This window comes from Mycolicibacterium boenickei (assembly GCF_010731295.1).
GTDB classification, from domain to species: Bacteria; Actinomycetota; Actinomycetes; order Mycobacteriales; family Mycobacteriaceae; genus Mycobacterium; species Mycobacterium boenickei.
The window spans coordinates 1,961,099-1,979,786 of the sequence record NZ_AP022579.1; the positions used below are offsets into that span (position 1 = coordinate 1,961,099).

General features: G+C 67.3%; 15 protein-coding genes and 1 riboswitch. Of the genes, 12 read left to right on the forward strand and 3 right to left on the reverse strand.

Features of this window, described 5'->3' with window-relative positions; all coding sequences use genetic code 11:
- Positions 1-5: 5 nt before the first annotated feature.
- From speB to lpdA, 8 genes are all read left to right on the forward strand, one after another.
- Positions 6-1,007, forward strand: coding sequence for an agmatinase (gene speB, locus G6N57_RS09125; protein WP_077740165.1), 1,002 nt, complete (start codon positions 6-8; stop codon positions 1,005-1,007).
- A 35-nt stretch (positions 1,008-1,042) separates the two neighbouring features.
- Positions 1,043-1,132: riboswitch (glycine riboswitch) on the forward strand.
- A 151-nt stretch (positions 1,133-1,283) separates the two neighbouring features.
- Complete coding sequence (gene gcvP, locus G6N57_RS09130) at positions 1,284-4,157, forward strand: aminomethyl-transferring glycine dehydrogenase (RefSeq protein ID WP_077740166.1); 2,874 nt, start codon at positions 1,284-1,286, stop codon at positions 4,155-4,157.
- Positions 4,154-5,266, forward strand: a complete 1,113-nt coding sequence (gcvT, locus tag G6N57_RS09135) for a glycine cleavage system aminomethyltransferase GcvT (protein WP_077740167.1) — start codon at positions 4,154-4,156, stop codon at positions 5,264-5,266. Before gcvP ends, gcvT begins: the two co-directional genes overlap by 4 nt.
- Before the next feature lie 13 nt (positions 5,267-5,279).
- Positions 5,280-5,678: a glycine cleavage system protein GcvH gene (gene gcvH, locus G6N57_RS09140; RefSeq protein WP_036447229.1), complete on the forward strand. Its 399-nt coding sequence runs from the start codon at positions 5,280-5,282 to the stop codon at positions 5,676-5,678.
- A 2-nt stretch (positions 5,679-5,680) separates the two neighbouring features.
- Positions 5,681-6,949: a serine hydroxymethyltransferase gene (glyA, locus tag G6N57_RS09145; RefSeq protein ID WP_077740168.1), complete on the forward strand. Its 1,269-nt coding sequence runs from the start codon at positions 5,681-5,683 to the stop codon at positions 6,947-6,949.
- 2 nt (positions 6,950-6,951) lie between these two features.
- The gene (locus G6N57_RS09150; RefSeq protein ID WP_077740169.1) at positions 6,952-8,337 is read left to right on the forward strand and encodes an L-serine ammonia-lyase; all 1,386 of its coding nucleotides are present in this window, start codon (positions 6,952-6,954) and stop codon (positions 8,335-8,337) included.
- Positions 8,338-8,342: 5 nt separating this feature from the next.
- Positions 8,343-9,284: a lipoyl synthase gene (lipA, locus tag G6N57_RS09155; RefSeq protein WP_077740170.1), complete on the forward strand. Its 942-nt coding sequence runs from the start codon at positions 8,343-8,345 to the stop codon at positions 9,282-9,284.
- Positions 9,281-10,648, forward strand: a complete 1,368-nt coding sequence (gene lpdA / locus G6N57_RS09160; RefSeq protein ID WP_077740171.1) for a dihydrolipoyl dehydrogenase — start codon at positions 9,281-9,283, stop codon at positions 10,646-10,648. Before lipA ends, lpdA begins: the two co-directional genes overlap by 4 nt.
- Before the next feature lie 311 nt (positions 10,649-10,959).
- Here the strand turns inward: lpdA and G6N57_RS09165 are convergent, their stop codons facing one another.
- Genes G6N57_RS09165 through G6N57_RS09175 form a run of 3 tightly spaced genes read right to left on the reverse strand, consistent with a single transcriptional unit; the run spans position 10,960 to position 13,457 of the window.
- Positions 10,960-11,733, reverse strand: a complete 774-nt coding sequence (locus G6N57_RS09165) for a creatininase (RefSeq protein ID WP_077740172.1) — start codon at positions 11,731-11,733, stop codon at positions 10,960-10,962.
- A 19-nt stretch (positions 11,734-11,752) separates the two neighbouring features.
- Entirely contained in the window at positions 11,753-12,547 is a 795-nt protein-coding gene (locus G6N57_RS09170; RefSeq protein WP_234815590.1) for an SDR family NAD(P)-dependent oxidoreductase, read from the reverse strand.
- Positions 12,540-13,457 carry an NAD-dependent epimerase/dehydratase family protein gene (locus tag G6N57_RS09175; RefSeq protein WP_077740173.1) on the reverse strand — a complete coding sequence of 306 codons (918 nt, stop codon included), beginning with the start codon at positions 13,455-13,457 and terminating at the stop codon, positions 12,540-12,542. Before G6N57_RS09175 ends, G6N57_RS09170 begins: the two co-directional genes overlap by 8 nt.
- A 132-nt stretch (positions 13,458-13,589) precedes the next feature.
- Between G6N57_RS09175 and G6N57_RS09180 the strand changes: the two genes are divergently transcribed.
- The 4 genes from G6N57_RS09180 (at position 13,590) to G6N57_RS09195 (ending at position 18,681) form a co-directional block, all read left to right on the forward strand.
- Positions 13,590-15,080, forward strand: coding sequence for a PucR family transcriptional regulator (locus G6N57_RS09180; protein WP_234815600.1), 1,491 nt, complete (start codon positions 13,590-13,592; stop codon positions 15,078-15,080).
- Between the two features lie 123 nt (positions 15,081-15,203).
- Entirely contained in the window at positions 15,204-16,829 is a 1,626-nt protein-coding gene (locus G6N57_RS09185; protein ID WP_077740175.1) for a GMC family oxidoreductase, read from the forward strand.
- A 7-nt stretch (positions 16,830-16,836) separates the two neighbouring features.
- Entirely contained in the window at positions 16,837-17,229 is a 393-nt protein-coding gene (locus G6N57_RS09190) for a hypothetical protein (protein WP_077740176.1), read from the forward strand.
- Between the two features lie 33 nt (positions 17,230-17,262).
- A complete protein-coding gene (locus tag G6N57_RS09195; protein ID WP_077740177.1) occupies positions 17,263-18,681 on the forward strand; it encodes a purine-cytosine permease family protein in 1,419 nt (472 codons plus the stop codon).
- Positions 18,682-18,688: the final 7 nt, after the last annotated feature.

Genomic DNA, 18,688 nt, shown 5'->3' on the forward strand with positions numbered 1-18,688 from the left:
CACAGATGAGCACGCATAACGGCATCATCGGCGCACTGCCCGCCACCAAGGTCCCGCGCTATGCCGGGAAGGGCACGTTCGCCCGGATCGCCGACATCCACGAGGTGTCCGACTACGACATCGCAATCCTCGGTGTCCCGTTCGACGGCGGCACGTCCTACCGGCCCGGTGCCCGCTTCGGCCCGATGGCCGTCCGTCAGGCCGCCCGCACACTGCGCCCCGGCTATCACGTGGAACTCGGCGTTGCCCCGTTGGAGCACGTGCAGGTGGTCGACGCCGGCGACGTCGCCGTCACCCCGTACAACATCGCCGAGGCCTGCCAGCAGATCCAGGATCACGCCTCCGACATCCTGGCCGGCGGCGATCGCAGGATCGTGTCCATCGGCGGCGACCACACCATCGCGTTGCCGAACCTGCGGGCACTGCATGCCAAGCACGGGCCCGTCGCCCTGGTGCACTTCGACGCCCACCTGGACACCTGGGACACCTACTTCAACGCCCCGGTCACCCACGGCACGATCTTCCGGCGGGCCTTCGAAGAGGGTCTGCTCATCGAGGACCACTCGATCCACGTCGGTATCCGCGGCCCGATCTACGACCAGATCGACCTCGATGACGACGCCCGCATGGGCTTCAAGATCATCCGGGCCGGCGATCTCGACGTGATCGGCACCGACGCGGCCGTCGACGTGGTGCGGCGCCGGGTCGACGACGTGCCGGTGTACCTGTCAGTTGACATCGACGTGCTCGACCCGGCGTTCGCCCCGGGCACCGGCACCCCCGAGTCCGGTGGCCTGACCTCGCGCGAACTGCTGAAGATGCTGCGCAAGATGTCCGGGCTCAACATCGTCGGTGCCGATGTCGTCGAGGTGGCACCCGCCTACGACCATGCCGAGATCACCAGCGTGGCCGCGGCCACCGTGGTATTCGACCTCGTGTCGCTGATGGTCGCTGGACGGGTGTCAAATCTGCCCGTCAACGGAGAAGTTGCGGCCACAGCGCCGTAGTCGAGTAGCATCCGTCACATAACTCAATACGTCGTTGACGCGCTGTGGGAGAACCTCCGATTCGGAGGCGCCGTAGGAGCAACTCCTCCCCGGGAATCTCTCAGGCCCAATACCGCAGTGTCGAGACAACTCTGGAGAACAGCGCGATCGCACGTATCGCGCTTACCGAAGGGGACAGGCGCAACGCGCTAAAGCTCTCAGGTTTCAGGACAGAGCGGGGAGGTGAAACTTCACGACGCATCGCGTAACCGCGGTGCCCGAAACCGGAGTCACCTCATGCCTGAGCGCACCGCAAAAGTCAACGACGTCAACTCTTTTCGCGACAGACACATCGGCCCCGACCAGGCGGGCGAGCGGCACATGCTCGGCGTTCTGGGGTTCGCAACCACCGATGAGCTGATCGACAGCGCGGTGCCGCAGCAGATCCGCTGCCCTGAGGGCCTGCGACTGCCCGCGGCCCGGTCCGAGCAGGAGGTGCTGGCGGTGCTGCGCGAACTGGCCGACCGCAATCAACCGCGGATCCAGATGATCGGCCTGGGGTACTCCGACACCATCACACCGGCCGTCCTGCGCCGCAACATGCTCGAATCGCCCGCCTGGTACACCGCCTACACGCCGTACCAACCGGAGATCTCGCAGGGCCGGCTCGAAGCGCTGCTCACCTTCCAGACGCTGATCGAGGACCTCACCGCACTGCCGGTGGCCGGCGCCTCGCTGCTCGACGAGGCCACAGCGGTGATGGAAGCGGTGCTGCTGATGCGACGGGCCAACAAGGCGGTGCCCTCCAACCGCGTGATCCTGGACGCCGACTGCCTGCCGCAGACCCTCGCGGTGGTGCGTGGGCGGGCTGAGGCCGTCGGGGTCGAGGTCGTGGTCGCCGATCTGACCGACGCGCTGCCGGACGGCGACGCGTTCGGCATCGTGTTCCAGTCTCCGGGCGCCAGCGGTGTGGTCCGCGACCTCGCCCCGCTCGTCGCCGCGGCACGCGAGCGCGGCATGCTCACCACGGTCGCCGCCGACCTGCTGTCGCTGACCCTGATCGCGGCCCCCGGTGAGCAGGGCGCCGACATCGCCGTGGGTTCGGCCCAGCGGTTCGGTGTGCCGCTGTTCTTCGGCGGGCCCCACGCCGGCTACATGGCGGTGCGGTCCGGGCTCGAGCGCATGCTGCCCGGGCGCCTGGTCGGCGTCTCGGTCGACGTCGACGGCAAGCCCGCCTACCGGCTCGCCCTGCAGACCCGTGAGCAGCACATCCGCCGGGACAAGGCGACCAGCAACATCTGTACCGCGCAGGCACTGCTGGCCAACGTCGCCGCCATGTACGCCGTCTACCACGGACCGGATGGATTGCGCGCCATCGCAACTCGTGTGCACCGGCACGCCGTCGCGCTGGCCGACGGCCTGCGGGCGGCGGGTCGCGAGGTCGTCCACGACCGGTTCTTCGACACCGTGCAGGTGCGTACCCCAGGCACCGCCCACGAGATCGTGGCGGCCGCCGACGCCGCAGGCATCAACCTGCGACTGGTCGACGCCGACCATGTCGGCATCGCCTGCGACGAGTGCACCACCGACGAGATCGTGGCGCGGGTGCTCGATGTGTTCGGCGCCGTTCCGGCGGCGGCCGACCCTCCGGCTGCGCTGCCCGCCGATCTGCTGCGCACATCGGAGTTCCTGCAGCACCCGGTGTTTCACACACACCGGTCCGAGACGGCGATGCTGCGTTTCCTGCGAGAACTCTCCGACCGGGACCTGGCGCTCGACCGCACCATGATCCCGCTCGGGTCCTGCACCATGAAGCTCAACGCCGCCGCCGAGATGGAACCGATCAGCTGGCCCGGTTTCGCCGGCATCCACCCGTACGCCCCGGCCGAGCAGACCGCCGGCTACCGCGAGCTGGTCGGCAATCTGGAAGCCTGGCTGTCCGAGATCACGGGCTACGACCGGGTTTCGTTGCAGCCCAACGCCGGGTCTCAGGGTGAGCTCGCGGGACTGCTGGCCATCAACGCCTACCACCGGTCACGTGGCGAGAACCACCGCGACATCTGCCTCATCCCGCAGTCGGCACACGGCACCAACGCAGCCTCGGCGGTCCTGGCCGGAATGCGGGTGGTCGTGGTGAAGACAGCCGCCAACGGCAACATCGACCACGACGACCTGGAGGCCAAGCTCGCCGACCACGACGGCAACGTCGCCGCGATCATGCTCACCTACCCGTCCACCCACGGCGTGTACGAGACCGACGTCCGCACGGTGTGCGAGCTGGTCCACCGCGCCGGCGGGCAGGTCTACGTCGACGGCGCCAACCTGAATGCCCTTGTCGGGCTGGCCAAACCCGGTGAGTTCGGCGGCGACGTCTCGCACCTCAACCTGCACAAGACGTTCTGCATCCCCCACGGCGGCGGCGGTCCCGGCGTCGGGCCCGTCGCGGTCCGCGCCCACCTGGCACCGTTCCTCCCCGGTGACCCGTTGCAGGACGGCCCGGCGCCGGTGTCGGCGGCCAACTACGGATCGGCCGGCATTCTGCCGATCACCTGGGCCTACCTGGCACTCATGGGCCCGGACGGGTTGACCGCGGCCACCAAGGCCGCAGTGCTGGGCGCCAACTACCTGGCGACGTCACTGGCCGGGCACTATCCCGTGCTGTACACCGGGGAAACCGGGCTGGTCGCGCACGAGTGCATCCTCGACCTCCGGGAGATCACCAAGCGCACCGGGGTGACCGCCGAGGACGTCGCAAAGCGGTTGATCGACTACGGTTTCCACGCCCCGACCCTGTCCTTCCCGGTCAGTGGAACGCTGATGGTCGAGCCCACCGAATCTGAGGACCTGGCCGAGCTGGACCGGTTCATCGAGGCGATGATCAACATCCACGACGAGATCAGCCGCGTCGGTTCGGGAGAGTGGGAGCTCGAACAGAGCCCACTGCGGCAGGCTCCGCACACCGCAGAGCAGGTCACCGGCGCCGAATGGACCCTGCCCTACAGCCGGCAGTACGCGGCGTATCCCGTTGCCTCCCTGCGACTCAACAAATACTGGCCCCCGGTCCGCCGCATCGATGGCGTACACGGGGACCGCAATCTCGCCTGCTCGTGCCCCGCACCCGAGGCGTTCCAGACCGACATCGCCGACAGCCTTCAGGAGGTTTTCGCATGACCGACAACAACACCCCGGCATCGCCGCTGCTCGACGAACATCGGGGGCTGGGCGCCGCGTTCACCGACTTCGCCGGCTGGGCAATGCCGCTGAAGTACGGCAGTGAACTGGCCGAGCACAAGGCGGTCCGGGAGACCGCCGGGCTGTTCGACCTGTCCCACATGGGCGAAATCTCGATCACCGGGCCGCAGGCCGCCGACGCCCTGGACTTCGCGTTGGTGGGCGAGGCCTCCAAGATCGGCCTCGGCCGGGCCAAGTACTCGCTGATGTGCGACGCCGACGGCGGGGTGATCGACGACCTGGTGGTGTACCGGCTCACGGACGAGCACTTTCTGGTGGTCGCCAACGCCGCGAACGCACCGGTGGTGGCCCGGGAATTGGTCAGTCGGGCAGCGCAGTTCGATGCCAATGTCGACGACCAGTCCACGAGCACCGCGCTGATCGCCGTTCAGGGCCCCGCTTCCGAAGCCATCGTGCGCACGTTGGTGCCCGAGGACCAGCGTGCAGCGGTCACCGAACTCAAGTACTACGCGGTGACCGAGGCTCAGGTCGACGGCATCGATGTGCTGCTGGCCCGCACCGGGTACACCGGCGAGGACGGCTTCGAACTCTATGTGCCGAACGCGCAAGCCGTCGCCCTGTGGCGAACCCTGCTGGCCGCCACCACCGAGGCCGGCGGGTTGCCGGCCGGCCTGGCCTGCCGCGACACACTGCGACTGGAAGCCGGGATGGCGCTCTACGGGCATGAACTCACCCGCGAGCTCAACCCGTATGCGGCCGGACTGGGCAAGGTTGTCCGACTGGGCAAGGAATTCGTCGGACGTGAGGCGCTGCAAGGGCTTTCCGAGCAGCCGATCTCACGCGTCCTGGTCGGGCTGAAGGGCGCCACCCGCCGGGCGGCCCGAGCCGGCTACGCCGTCGAGAACGCCGACGGAAGCCAGGTGGGAACCGTGACGTCGGGCGCGCTGTCGCCGACCCTTGGTTACCCGATCGCGCTGGCCTACCTCGACACGAGCCTGGCCGAACCAGGAACCGTGCTGCAGGTCGACATCCGCGGCAACAAAGAACAGTTCGAAGTCACCCCGGCCCCGTTCTACCGCCGCAGCTGAAAGGACCCCAGACATGACGAATCAGACCATCCCCGATGACCGTAGCTACACCGAAGAACACGAATGGGTGCTGATCGCACCGGGCGCTGCCTTGCCGGACACCCCGGTGCGCGTCGGCATCACCTCGGTCGCGGCCGCGGCACTCGGTGACCTGGTGTACCTCGACCTTCCCGAGGTTGGCTCCGACATCGTCGCGGGCGAGACCTGCGGTGAGGTGGAATCCACCAAGACCGTCTCAGAGCTGTATCCACCGGTCAGCGGGACCGTCACGGCGGTCAACACCGCGGCCGTCGACGATCCCGCCCTGGTCACCTCCGACCCGTACGGCGAGGGCTGGCTGTTCGAGGTCCAGGCCACCGCGGCCGGAAACCTGCTGACCGCTGCCGAATACACCGAGAAGAGCGAGGCCTAGACATGAGCATCCTCGACGAACGTCTCGCCGACTTCGACCCTGAGATCTTCTCGGCGATCGGCGACGAACTGCACCGGCAGCGGCTGGGCCTGGAGATGATCGCCTCGGAGAACCACGCGCCGCTGGCGGTCATGCAGGCCCAGGGCTCGGTGCTGACCAACAAGTACGCCGAAGGCTATCCGGGCCGGCGCTACTACGGCGGTTGCGAACACATCGACGTGGTCGAACGGCTGGCCATCGACCGGGTGAAGTCGTTGTTCGGCGCCGAATTCGCCAACGTCCAACCGCATTCGGGTGCCCAGGCCAATGCGGCGGTGATGCACGCACTGATCAAACCGGGCGACACGATCCTCGGCCTGTCCCTGGACTGCGGCGGACACCTGACCCACGGCATGCGGTTGAACTTTTCCGGCAAGCTCTACAACGTCGCCGCCTACGGGGTGTCGAAAGAGGACTACCTCATCGACATGGGCGCCGTCGCCGACGCGGCGCGAGAGCACAAGCCGCAGTTGATCATCGCCGGTTGGTCGGCCTACCCGCGCCAGCTGGACTTCGCCCGCTTCCGTGAGATCGCCGACGAGGTCGGTGCCTACCTGATGGTCGATATGGCGCACTTCGCGGGACTGGTCGCGGCCGGTCTGCACCCGTCGCCGGTGCCGCACGCCCACGTCGTCACCTCCACCACGCACAAGACCCTTGGCGGGCCCCGCGGTGGTGTCATCCTCACCAACGAGGCCGACATCGCGAAGAAGATCAACTCGGCGGTGTTCCCCGGCCAGCAGGGCGGGCCGCTGGAGCATGTGATCGCCGCCAAGGCAGTCGGTTTCAAGATGGCCGCGCAGCCGGAGTTCGCCGAACGTCAGCAGCGCGTCCTGCGCGGCGCGCGAATCCTTGCGGAACGGCTGAGCCGGCCTGACGTCAAGGACGCCGGGATCACCGTCCTGACCGGTGGCACCGATGTGCACCTGGTTCTGGTCGATCTGCGCAACGCCGCCATCGACGGGCAGCAGGCCGAGGACCGGCTCGAGGCCGTCGGGATCACGGTCAACCGCAACGCGGTTCCGTTCGACCCGCGTCCGCCGATGGTCACCTCCGGGCTCCGGATCGGCACCCCGGCGCTGGCCGCCCGCGGGTTCGGCGACGCGGAGTTCGCGCGCGTCGCCGACGTCATCGCCGCCGCGCTGATCGCGGATCGGGAGGCGGACACCGAAGAGCTTGCGGCGCAGGTGCGTACGCTGGCCGAACAGTTCCCGCTGTATCCGGAGCTGTAGCCATGGCGGTCAGCGTGTTCGACCTGTTCTCGGTGGGCATCGGCCCGTCGAGCTCACACACCGTCGGCCCGATGCGGGCGGCCGGAATGTTCGTCGACGAACTCCTCGGTCGTGACATGGTCGATCACGTCGGCGAGGTCCGGGTGGATCTGTTCGGCTCGCTGGCGGCGACCGGGGCCGGGCACGGCACGATGCCGGCCATCCTGCTGGGTCTCGAAGGCTACCGGCCCGAGACGATCGAGACCGACGAGATGGAGCGGCGGCTGGCGACCATCCGTGCCGACGGGAAAATCCTGTTGGCCGGGCGGACCGTCATCGCGCTGACCGAATCCGACATGAATCTGCAACCGAGTCGCCGGCTCGACCAGCACCCGAACGCCATGACGCTGACGGCGTTTTCGGCCTGCGGTGATGTCGTCTACCGCGAGACGTACTTCTCGGTCGGTGGAGGCTTCGTCGTCACCGAAACCTCGCCCGCTTCAGCCGACGGGGCGGAAGGCTGCGTCGACGGCTCGTTCCGCTCCGCCGCCGAGCTCCTAGCGCTGACCGAGCGGGACGGGCTGTCGGTCAGCCAGGCGATGATGCGGCAGGAGTGCGTGAACCGAAGCGAAGCCGAGGTTCGGGAACGCCTGCTGCACATCCGCGACGTCATGGTCGCCTGCCAGGCCAACGGGATGTCGCGCGACGGCTACCTGCCCGGCAACCTGCAGGTCCGCCGTCGGGCCAGGGACTGGTTCGTGCGGCTCGATGCCGAAGACCCGCAGCGTGATCCGGCCTTCGCCGAGGACTGGGTGAACCTGGTGGCGCTCGCGGTAAACGAGGAGAACGCGTCGGGCGGCCGGATCGTGACCGCGCCGACCAACGGCGCGGCCGGGATCATCCCGGCTGTCCTGCACTACGCGTTGCGCTACACCCCGGCCGGCATCGCCGACCCGGACGACACCACCATCCGCTTCCTGCTGACCGCAGGCGCCATCGGTTCGCTCTACAAGGAGCGGGCTTCCATCTCGGGTGCGGAGGTGGGCTGCCAGGGTGAGGTCGGCTCGGCGGCGTCGATGGCCGCCGGAGGCCTGGCCGAGATCCTGGGTGGTACACCGCAACAGGTGGAGAACGCTGCCGAGATCGCCATGGAGCACAGCCTCGGCCTCACCTGCGATCCGATCGGCGGCCTGGTGCAGATCCCGTGCATCGAACGCAACGCCATCTCGGCGGGCAAGGCGATCAACGCGGCCCGCATGGCGCTGCGCGGTGACGGCACGCACCGGGTGAGCCTGGACCAGGTCATCGAGACCATGCGCGCCACGGGGATGGACATGAGCGCCAAGTACAAAGAGACATCCACGGGCGGGCTGGCGGTCAACGTCTCCGTCAACGTCGTCGAATGCTGAGGGATATGACCGTCACCCCGGAAGGCCGCCGGCTCCTGCGCCTGGAGGTCCGCAACGCGCAGACCCCCGTGGAGCGCAAACCGGCCTGGATGAAGACCCAACTGCGAACCGGGCCCGAGTACCGGGAGGTCAGGGCGCTCGTGGAGCGCAACGACCTGCACACGGTGTGCCAGGAAGCGGGCTGCCCCAACATCTTCGAATGCTGGGAATCCCGGGAGGCCACCTTCCTGATCGGTGGGGACCAGTGCACCCGGCGCTGCGATTTCTGCCAGATCGCCACCGGTCGTCCCGACCCGTTGGACCGCGATGAACCGCGGCGGGTGGCCGAGTCGGTGGCACAGATGCAGCTGCGCTACGCGACCGTCACCGGGGTGGCGCGTGACGACCTCGCCGACGGCGGTGCCTGGCTGTACGCCGAGACCGTGCGCCAGATCCATACGGCTTGCCCGGACACCGGCGTCGAACTGCTGATCCCGGATTTCACCGGTACGCCAGAACAGCTCGACGAAGTGTTCGACGCGGCGCCGGAAGTGCTCGCGCACAACCTCGAAACGGTGCCGCGCATCTTCCGGCGCATCCGGCCGGGCTTCGACTACGAACGCTCACTCGCCGTGATCGAGCGGGCCCGCAGTCAAGGCCTGATCACCAAGTCGAACCTGATCCTCGGGATGGGGGAGACCACCGACGAGATCGTCACCGCCCTGCGGGATCTACACGTTGCCGGCTGCCGGCTGATCACCATCACCCAATACCTGCGGCCCACGCCGCGGCATCACCCCATCGAACGCTGGGTCACTCCAGAGGAATTCGCCGAGCTCGACAGTGTTGCCCGTGAGATCGGCTTCCTCGGGGTGATGTCCGGCCCGCTGGTCCGCTCGTCCTACCGGGCCGGGTGGCTCTACACCCAGGCCCGCACCGCAATCGAACTTTCAAGGAGTCACTCGTGAATACAGCAGATGTCGTCATCCTGGGCGGCGGGCCGGGCGGATATGCCGCCGCGATCCGCGCGTCGCAGCTCGGGCTGTCTGTGGTCCTGATCGACGAGGCCCAGGTGGGCGGCACCTGCCTGCACCGCGGATGTATCCCGACCAAGGCGCTGCTGCACGCGGCCGAGGTCGCCGATTCCGCACGCACCGCAGCGCAATTCGGGATCAACGCGACTTTCGACGGCGTCGACCCGGAGAAGCTGCACGCGTTCAAGAACACTGTGGTGTCACGCCTGCACAAGGGACTGTCCGGGCTGATCGAGGCCTTGGGCATCACCGTCGTCAACGGCCGCGGCCGGCTCACCGGGCCGACCACCGTCGAGGTCGACGGCACCACCATCAGCGGCAAGTCGATCGTGCTGGCCACTGGATCGGCACCGAAACTGCCCGGGCTCATCACGGCCTCCGACCGGGTGCTCACCAGCGACCAGGCCCTGGAACTGCAGACCATCCCCGAATCGGCGATCATCCTCGGCGGCGGCGTGATCGGCGTCGAGTTCGCCAGTCTCTGGGCATCCTTCGGCACCAAGGTGACCATCGTCGAGGCGCTGCCACGGCTGGTGCCCAACGAAGACGCCGCCGTCTCTGCCTATCTGGAGCGGCTGTTCCGCCGTCGCCGTATCACCGCCAAGACCGGAGCCCGCGTCACCGCGGTCGCCACCGACGCCGACGATGTGCGCGTGACCCTGGAATCGGGCGACGAGTTGTCCGCCGATGTGCTGCTGGTCGCCGTCGGCCGGGCGCCGCGTACTGCCGGCCTCGGGCTCGAGGAGGCCGGCGTTGCCCTCGAAAGCGGGTTCGTGGTGACGGACGACGCGCTGCGCACCAGCGTGCCGAGCGTGTACGCGATCGGCGACATCGTCGGTGGACTCCAGTTGGCGCACCGCGCCTTTCAGCAGGGCATCTTCGTCGCCGAGCAGATCGCCGGACGCAACCCCGAGCCGGTCTCGGACCTCGGTATCCCTCGGGTCACGTACTGCAACCCGGAGATCGCCTCGGTGGGGCTCACCGAGGAGGCGGCGCGGGAACGCTACGGCGACGGCGTCGAAACCGTCACCTATGACCTGGCCGGCAACGGGCGCAGCCAGATCCTCAAGGCCTCCGGTGCGATCAAGCTCGTCGTCGACCCGGCCGGCGCGGTCGCAGGAGTTCACATGATCGGCCACGGTGTCTCGGAACTCATCGGTGAGGCTCAGATGCTGTACAACCTGGGCGTCAAGGCCGACGAGGCCGCGCGATTCGTGCACGCCCACCCCACCCAGAACGAGGCGCTGGGTGAGGCGTTGATGGCGGTGTCCGGCGCGCCGCTTCACCTGCACGGGTAACCCAGGCACCGCGAGCATGCGTGTCTGCTGCCCAACACACCGTGTTGTGGCAACAGTTCGTGCACGCTCGCGCCGCATCAGGATGGCGAGCGTGCGCTGTAAGTGGTTATCGCGAGCCGGAGTCTGCCCCATGTGGGCGATCAACGACTCAACGACAACGCCGAGGATTGCGGTCAGTGAGTATTTGACAGCAATCCTCGGCGTTGTGGCGGTCAGTGTGCCCGCATGCCAATCGATAGCCGCGAGCGTGCGCAAAATGCCGACTGCGAGCGGAGTGTCGAGGGGCAGACACGCACGCTCGCGGTGCGAATCTAGCGGCGGCCTGCGAACTCCTCGTCGAGGATGGTCACGAGCCGGTCGACCATCCACTCAGTGAGCATCTTGCCCTTCTCGGCGGTCGCCGCCTCGGGGGATGCCAATACTCCGCTGGCCGTGGACATCCGGGTGTCGATCGGCAGCACGTCGTGGTTGACGACGCGTTCGGGAGCATCGGCCTTGATGTGCTCGGTCCGCACCAGGTGCGGTGCGTGGTGCAGCAGCAGTGAGGTTTCGATGACGGCCGCGTGCTCCAAGGCCAGGCCGGGGAAGCCCTCGGGCCAGATGGCCTGCTGACGCTCCTCGGTGAAATCGGGGTTGGCGTCCTCCATCACCAGGATCTTCAGTTCCGGGTGCTTCTCGGAGATCAGGAATGCGGGCTCGTAGATGAAGCCGCTGTTCTCGAAGTGCCAGTTGTACAGCACGATGTTGCGGAACCCGGCCCGCTTGAGCTCGCTGAGGATGTCTTCCAGCAGCGCGATGTAGGTGGTGGCCCGTAGCGACAGGGTGCCCGGAATATGCTGTCCGCCACCGCTGCCCGGGCGGCTGCGATAGCCGAACGGAACGAACTGGCCGACGACCAGGTCGGTGCGACGGCTGGCCTCTTCCAGCAGCTTCTCGGGGATGAGCCAGTCGGTGCACACCGGTAGGTGATGACCGTGCTGTTCGGTCGACCCGATGGGGATGGCCACCGGGATGTCGGCGCGGGCCGCCTCGGCGATCTCCGTCCAGGTCATGTCCCGGTACATCCGGGGCTGTTTCTCGGTCATTTGCGAAACTCCTTGATGCTCAGTGGGAAACGCCGACGTTTCCGGCGGGGATGCAGCTCGACCTCCCGCCGTCGACGACAAGATGGGTGCCGACGGCGTAGCTGGCCCGGTCGGACAACAGGAACACCACTGCCTCGGCGATCTCCTGTGGCTCGCCGAACCGTCCGGCGGCGACGCTGGAGGCGATTTCAGCGATCTCGGCCTCGGGGTCGGCGCTGTCCTCGAACTCGACCATGAGCAACGGGGTCCTGGTGGTGCCGGGGCACACCGAGTTCACCCGGATGCCCCAGGACACCAGTTCCGCTGCGGCACTGCGGGTCATCGCCACGATCGCGCCCTTGGTGGCGGTGTAGGCGACGAAGCCCGGCTGGCCCATGAGGGCGAGCTCGGAGCCGGTGTTGACGATGGAGCCCTTGCCTCGCGGCTGCATGACGCGAGCCGCCTCCCGCAGCACGTAGAACGAGCCGGCCACATTGATCGACATGAGATCGTCGAGGATCTCGTCGGTCGTCTCGACAAGCGGTGCGACACGGGAGATTCCGGCGTTGTTGAGCACCGCATCAATCGGACCCAGCTCGTCCTCGACCTGATCGAACGCCGTGCGCACCGCAACCGAATCACGCACGTCGACGCTGACCGGCAGGGCGCGCCTGCCGTGTCCCTCGACCAGACGCACGGCTTCGGACAGATCATCCTGCGGCCGGGCCAGCAGAGCCACGTCGGCGCCCTCGCGGGCCAGGGTCGCGGCGGTGGCCAGCCCGATACCCGATGAGGCCCCGCTCACCAGGGCAATCCGGTCCGTCATCTCACCCATGTGCATGTCCTCTCAGCCAATCGATCTGCTTCTCCAGCCCCTTTTCCAAGGCCCATCCCGGTACGTAGCCGAGGTCGCGCTCAGACCGGCTCAGATCGAACTGGACCTGCCGGTCCCAGTCGGGCAGGTAGCCGGGTCCGATGTCGAAGCGGGCGTCGGGCAGGAACTTCGTCAGCAGGTCGGCGGTTTCGAAGACGGTCATCCGGTCGCCACCCGAGACGAAGTACGCCTGCTGGGTCAGATTGGCGGTGGTCGAGGCCAACTGGGCGGCGGAGGCGACGTCGTCGACGTAGACGAACTGGAATCCGTGATCGCCGCCGGATTCGAGGGTGAAGGTCTCACCGCGCAGGCCGGCCCGGATCATGTCGCCGAGCAGGCTGGGCATCCACAGGCCCGGCCCGTACACCTCGGTGATGCGCAGGGACACGATCTCCATGTCGTAGAGCGAGTTGTACGCGTTGCCCAGCAGTTCGCCCGCCACCTTGGTCACGCCGTAGACGGTGGTCGGGGCGGGCTTGATGTCTTCGGTGACGGGCCCGTCCCCGGTGATGTTGCCCAGCGCGCACTCCGATGAGAAGAACACGATGCGCCGCACGGCCGTCATCCGCGCCGCTTCGTAAACCGCAAGCGTGCCATCGGCATTCGCGGCGAAGGTGGTGACCGGCAGTTCGATCGAGAGCGCCGGATGGCTCTGCCCGGCGGTGTGGATGATGCGGTCCACCTCGTAGGTGCGGAGGGTGTCGGTAAGGCGCGGGATGTCGAACAGCTCGCCGAGGACAGCGACCACCCCGTCCCGGGGGTCGACGGAGTAGTCGCGGTTGTACATGACGACGCGTTCGCCGTCGGCGAGCAACTGGTCCACCACGCGGCGGCCGACGAATCCGCGGCCGCCGGTGACGAGTGTGGTCATGCGTGCTCCTCAACTGGTGGGTCGAACCTGTTGTGTCGAACACAGAATGCCGCGCCGCCCGCGCCACGACAACGGACGCATTGTCATAGGTTTATCGGCTCATGTGGGACATACTGTCGTATGTCCTTGACGGTGAGAGACGTGCTGGCGCACCCGTCGCTGCAATCGGCGAGGCCCGCCGTGCTCAGCGGCCACGACAGTCTCGAGCACCCGGTGCGCTGGGTCCATTCGACCGATCTCTACGACATCGCAGGCCTGCTGCGCGGCGACGAAGTGCTGTTGACCAACGGTGTCGGCCTCCTCGACGTCAGCGACGCCGGGCGCCGGCTCTATGTCCGGCGGCTGGCCGAGCGAGGGGTGGCCGGGTTGTTCTTCGAGGTCGGCAGGACATTCGCACAGGTGCCGCCGGAGATGGTCGAGGAGGCGCTGCCGCTGGGATTCCCGGTGGTGGAACTGGCACCGACGCTACGGTTCACCGAGGTGGCCGAGGCGGTGAACAGCGAGCTCATCGACCGCTCGGTCTCCCGGTTGCGCTACGCCGACGAGACATCCCGGGCGCTGTCGGAAGCGCTGGCCCGAGGCGCGACCCTGAACGAACTGATCGATCAGGTCGCCTCGATGCTCGGGACTTCGGCGCGGCTGAGCGACTACGCGGGACGCGTCATGGTCGAGTCCGGGGCCGGCGACGGAGGCGGTGGTCCGCGGTCGGAGGTGCCGGTGATGGTCGACGGAACGGCGTGGGGCCGGCTGTCGGTGGACCCAGAAGGCGTACCCGAATTGCTCTGTGCCGCAGTCCTCGACCGGGCGCCGACGGTTCTGGGCCTCTGTTTGATGCGGGAGCAGACGGGCATCGCGGGCACGTTGCGGGCCCAGCAGCTGGTGCTCGATCAACTGGTGGCGAATCAACCCATCGACCACAGCGCGCTGGAAGCGCGGCTGCGGGCGGCCGGCATCGCGACGGCCGGCCAACGCTATGTGTGCGTCGCGATCGACCCGCAACGCGTCGAATCGGTTGCCTCGGTGGCCGATGCCTTGATGCGCCAGGTCGGCCATGGCATCTTCGGACTCGTTGAGGGCCTGCTATGCGGTGTGCTGGTCATGCCTGCCGGGGTGCCGACGATCGAGGTCCTCGACGCCGTGCGCGAGGCGGCCCGCGTGGCCCGGCTGCCACGAAACCAGCTGTGCGCCACTGCCAGTCGCACAGTCGACACGGTCGGCCTGCTGCCACGGGCCATGACCGAGGCACGCGAGACGCTGCAGCTCGGCCAGGAGCTGGGCGAGGCCGGCCCGGTCATCGGTGTGCAGACACTCGTGCTGGAGCGGTTATTGGCCCAACACGGCGACGCCGGTGCCGTGCGCCAGTTCGTCGAGGACCAGATCGGCGCACTGGAACGCAGCGACGAGGCCAAGGGCAGCGAGCTGGTCCGCACCCTGGAAGTGCTGGTCGCGTGCGCGGGCAGCAAGGCCGAGGCCGCCAAGCGCCTACACATCCGCAGACAGTCGTTGTACTACCGGCTCGATCAGATCGCGCGTCTACTCGAGGTCAACCTCGATGAGCCGGGTCAGCTGACAACCTTGGCGGTCGCCATTGCGGCCCGCCGGGTCACCCGGCCGAAGAACTGACAGGTTGTTGACAGCGTTTGTGCGCATGCACAAGGCGGGTCCGGCACTTTGTGCGGATCGATTCTCGCCCTCAAAGGTGTGACGCACGCATCATTGTTCGCACAGCAGCCCATCTGACCTGGAGTGCGAGCAGTGGACACCCGAGACATCCATGACGAACCCGACGTGCTGATTGTGGGGGCCGGAGCCTCCGGCGGGGTGGCGGCCCTCGAACTGGCCCGCCACGGACTCAAGGTTGTCTGCCTTGAGCAGGGCGGCTGGAACCTGCCCGACGACTTCACCGCGGGCAAGCCCGCGTGGGAGCTCACCCGCCTCAAGCAGTGGAACTCCAGCCCGAATGTCCGGCAGAACCAAGCCGATTATCCGATCGACAGCACTGACAGCCCGGTTGAACCGTTGATGTTCAACGGTGTCGGCGGCAGCACGATCATGTTCTCCGGCCACTGGGTGCGCCCGATGCCGTCGGACTTCCGGGTCAAGACCCTCGACGGGGTGGCCGAGGACTGGCCGTTCACCTACGAGGATCTGCGGCCGTTCCTCGACGAGGTGACCCACCACATCGGGGCGTCCGGTCTCGAAGGCGACCCGGCCTACCCGGACCCGCACACGTTCCCGCTGCCGCCGCTGCCGATCGGCAAGTACGGCCTGGTCGCGGCCAAGGGTATGAACAAGCTGGGCTGGCACTGGTGGCCCGCGCCGAACGCCATCGCGTCGCGCAAGTACAAGAACCAGGAAGCCTGCCAGCGCTACGGCGCCTGCGAATCCGGTTGTCCCGTCGGCGCCAAGGCCAGCACCGACATCACCCACTGGCGTGACGCGATCAAACTCGGGGTGCAGCTGGTCACCGGAGCCCGGGTCAGCCGAATCACCACGAATGACCGCGGACTGGCGACCGGCGCCGAGTACATCGACCGCGACGGCACGCTGCAGCATCAGGCTGCACGAGTGACGGTGGTGGCGGCCAACGGAATCGGCACGCCGCGTCTGCTGCTGAACTCGGCCCCCGACGGCCTGGCCAACTCCTCGGGCCTGGTCGGCAAGCGGTTGATGACCCATCCCTACGCCTCGGTGTACGGTGCGTACGACGAGGACATGGAGACCTGGCTCGGTCCGGCCGGGCAGGCGTTGCAGTCCCTGCAGTTCTACGAGACCGACACCGACCGCGGATTCGTGCGTGGCGCCAAGTGGAACCTCATGCCGACCGGCGGCCCGCTGGCCCAGACCCTGTGGGAGCCCGGCGACAACTGGCGCGACGGATTCGGCGCCAACTTCCACCCGCGGCTGAAGAAGACATTCGGCCGCTACACCGAGTGGGGCATCACCACCGAGGACCTGCCCGACGAAACCAACACCGTCACACTGGATCCCGACGTCACCGACTCCGACGGGATTCCAGCAGCCAAGATCCACTACCAGATCGGCGAGAACTGCCGGCGCATGCTCGACTTCAACGTCGCACGGGCCGTCGAAGCTCACGAGGCCGCGGGAGCCGTTGAGGTGCACCCGATTCCGGTGGTCCGGCACAGTGCCTGGCACCTGCTGGGGACAACAAAGATGGGCACCGACCCGGCCACCTCCGTCGTCGACGAATGGTGCCGGACGCATGACGTCCCGAACCTGTTCATCGTGGACGGCAGCACCATGGTCACGTCGACCGGTATGAACCCCACCGCCACGATCATGGCGGTCGCCCTGCGGTCCATGCGACATCTCGCCGCAACCCGCTCTGACATCCCGACTCCGTTCTGAGGTCCCCATGCTCAATTCCGAACAGCGGCAAGTGTTCGCCACCCTGGCCGAAACCCTTATCCCGGCAAGCGACACCATGCCGTCGGCGACCACCGCAGACGTGTCCGGCAGCCTGCTCGACCAGGTCCTGGACTACCGGCCCGACCTCGTCGACGCACTCACCGCGGCGCTGGACTCCAGCGCCGGTAAGGATCCCGAAGCCGCGCTGGACAGCCTGTCCGCCGAGCAGCCGGACCAGTTCGAAGCGCTGACCGTGCTGGCTGCGGGCGCCTATTTCCTCAGCCCGGTGGTGAAAGCCGCCATGCCCTACGACGCGGCGCCCCGGCCGGCGCGCGACGACATGGACACCTATGTGGACATGCTCGAGACCGTCGTCGACCGCGGCTTCACGATCCGCTGATCCGGCCGATCCCACCGAACAAGGACGCCTTCCATGTCGCATGACAGTGCCTCGCGGGTCGAGTATCTGACCATCCAGCCGGTGCCGGAATCGCAGCGCACCGGCAAGGTGCGGCACCTCTTCTCATTCTGGTTTACGGTCCAGATCATCCCGCTCGCCGTGGTCACAGGTCTTCTGGGGCCGACGATCTACAAGCTGGACGTCACCTCCACGATCATCGCGATCGTGCTCGGCAGTGTCGTGGGCGCGGTGTTCATGGCCCTTCACTCGGTGCAGGGGTCGGGTCTCGGTGTGCCACAGATGATCCAGGCGCGCGCCCAGTTCGGGATGTACGGGTCGCTGCTGGTGATCGTGGTCGTCATTCTTGCCTACGTCGGCTGGATCGTCTCTTTGATGATATTGGCGCAGCAGACCCTGGTCGCCGTCTTCCCATCGCTGAATGCCGGTGTGGCGCTTGCCGTCAGCACCGCCCTGACGCTGGTCACCGTGGTGGTCGGTTACCAGCTCATCCTCCGGCTGAACCGGGTGATGGTCTGGCTCTCAGGTCTGGCCCTGGTGCTCACCCTCGGCTACACCGCGCTCGCCGCGGCACACGGCGGCATCGGTGACGGCGGTGGTGGTGGCGCCTTCAACTGGACCGGCTTCCTCGGCATGGCATCCGTTGCCGGGATCTGGCAGCTTTCGTACGCACCGTATGTCTCGGACTACTCCCGCTATCTGCCGTCCTCGACCACCCCGCGGTCCGCGTTCTGGTACACCTACTTCGGCACGCTGCTGGGTGCCGCCGGAGCGATGATCGTCGGGGCGCTCCTCGTCGCGGCCCTGGGTGCCGATGCGCAGCTGACCAGTTTGTCGCACATCATGCCCGGCCCGCTGTTCGTCTTCGTGATGCTCGTGTTCTTCTTCGGCGCGATCGACGCCGGCGTCATCAACATGTACGGATCGTCGCTGTGCACTCTGACCTGTATCCAGGCCTTCAAGCTGAAGTGGTCGCCGAAATCCTCGGCCAGGAACATCACGGCCACCGCGATCGCGGTCGTGGTCTTCGTCGCCGCCGTCGGATTCTCCGATGACTTCCTCGTGCAGTACTCCAACTTCATCAGCATCCTGATCTACCTGCTGATCCCGTGGAGCATCGTCAACCTGATCGACTACTACGTGGTGAAGAAGGGGCACTACGACCCGGCCTCGTTCAGCGATCCGAAGAGCGGGTACGGCGCGTTCAACGTCCCGGCGGTGCTCAGCTACTTCCTCGGCTTCGTCGTCCAAATCCCTTTCATGTCAACGGCGTTCTATCAGGGCGCGATTGCCGGCAAGATCGGTGGCATCGATACGGCGTGGATCGTGGGGACGATCGCGACGTTCTTCATCTACCTCGGGCTGATCAAGCTGTGGCGGGTTCGCCAGGTCGAAGAGGTGCAGCCCGCGCTCGCCGCCGAGAGTGCGCACTGATTCCAGT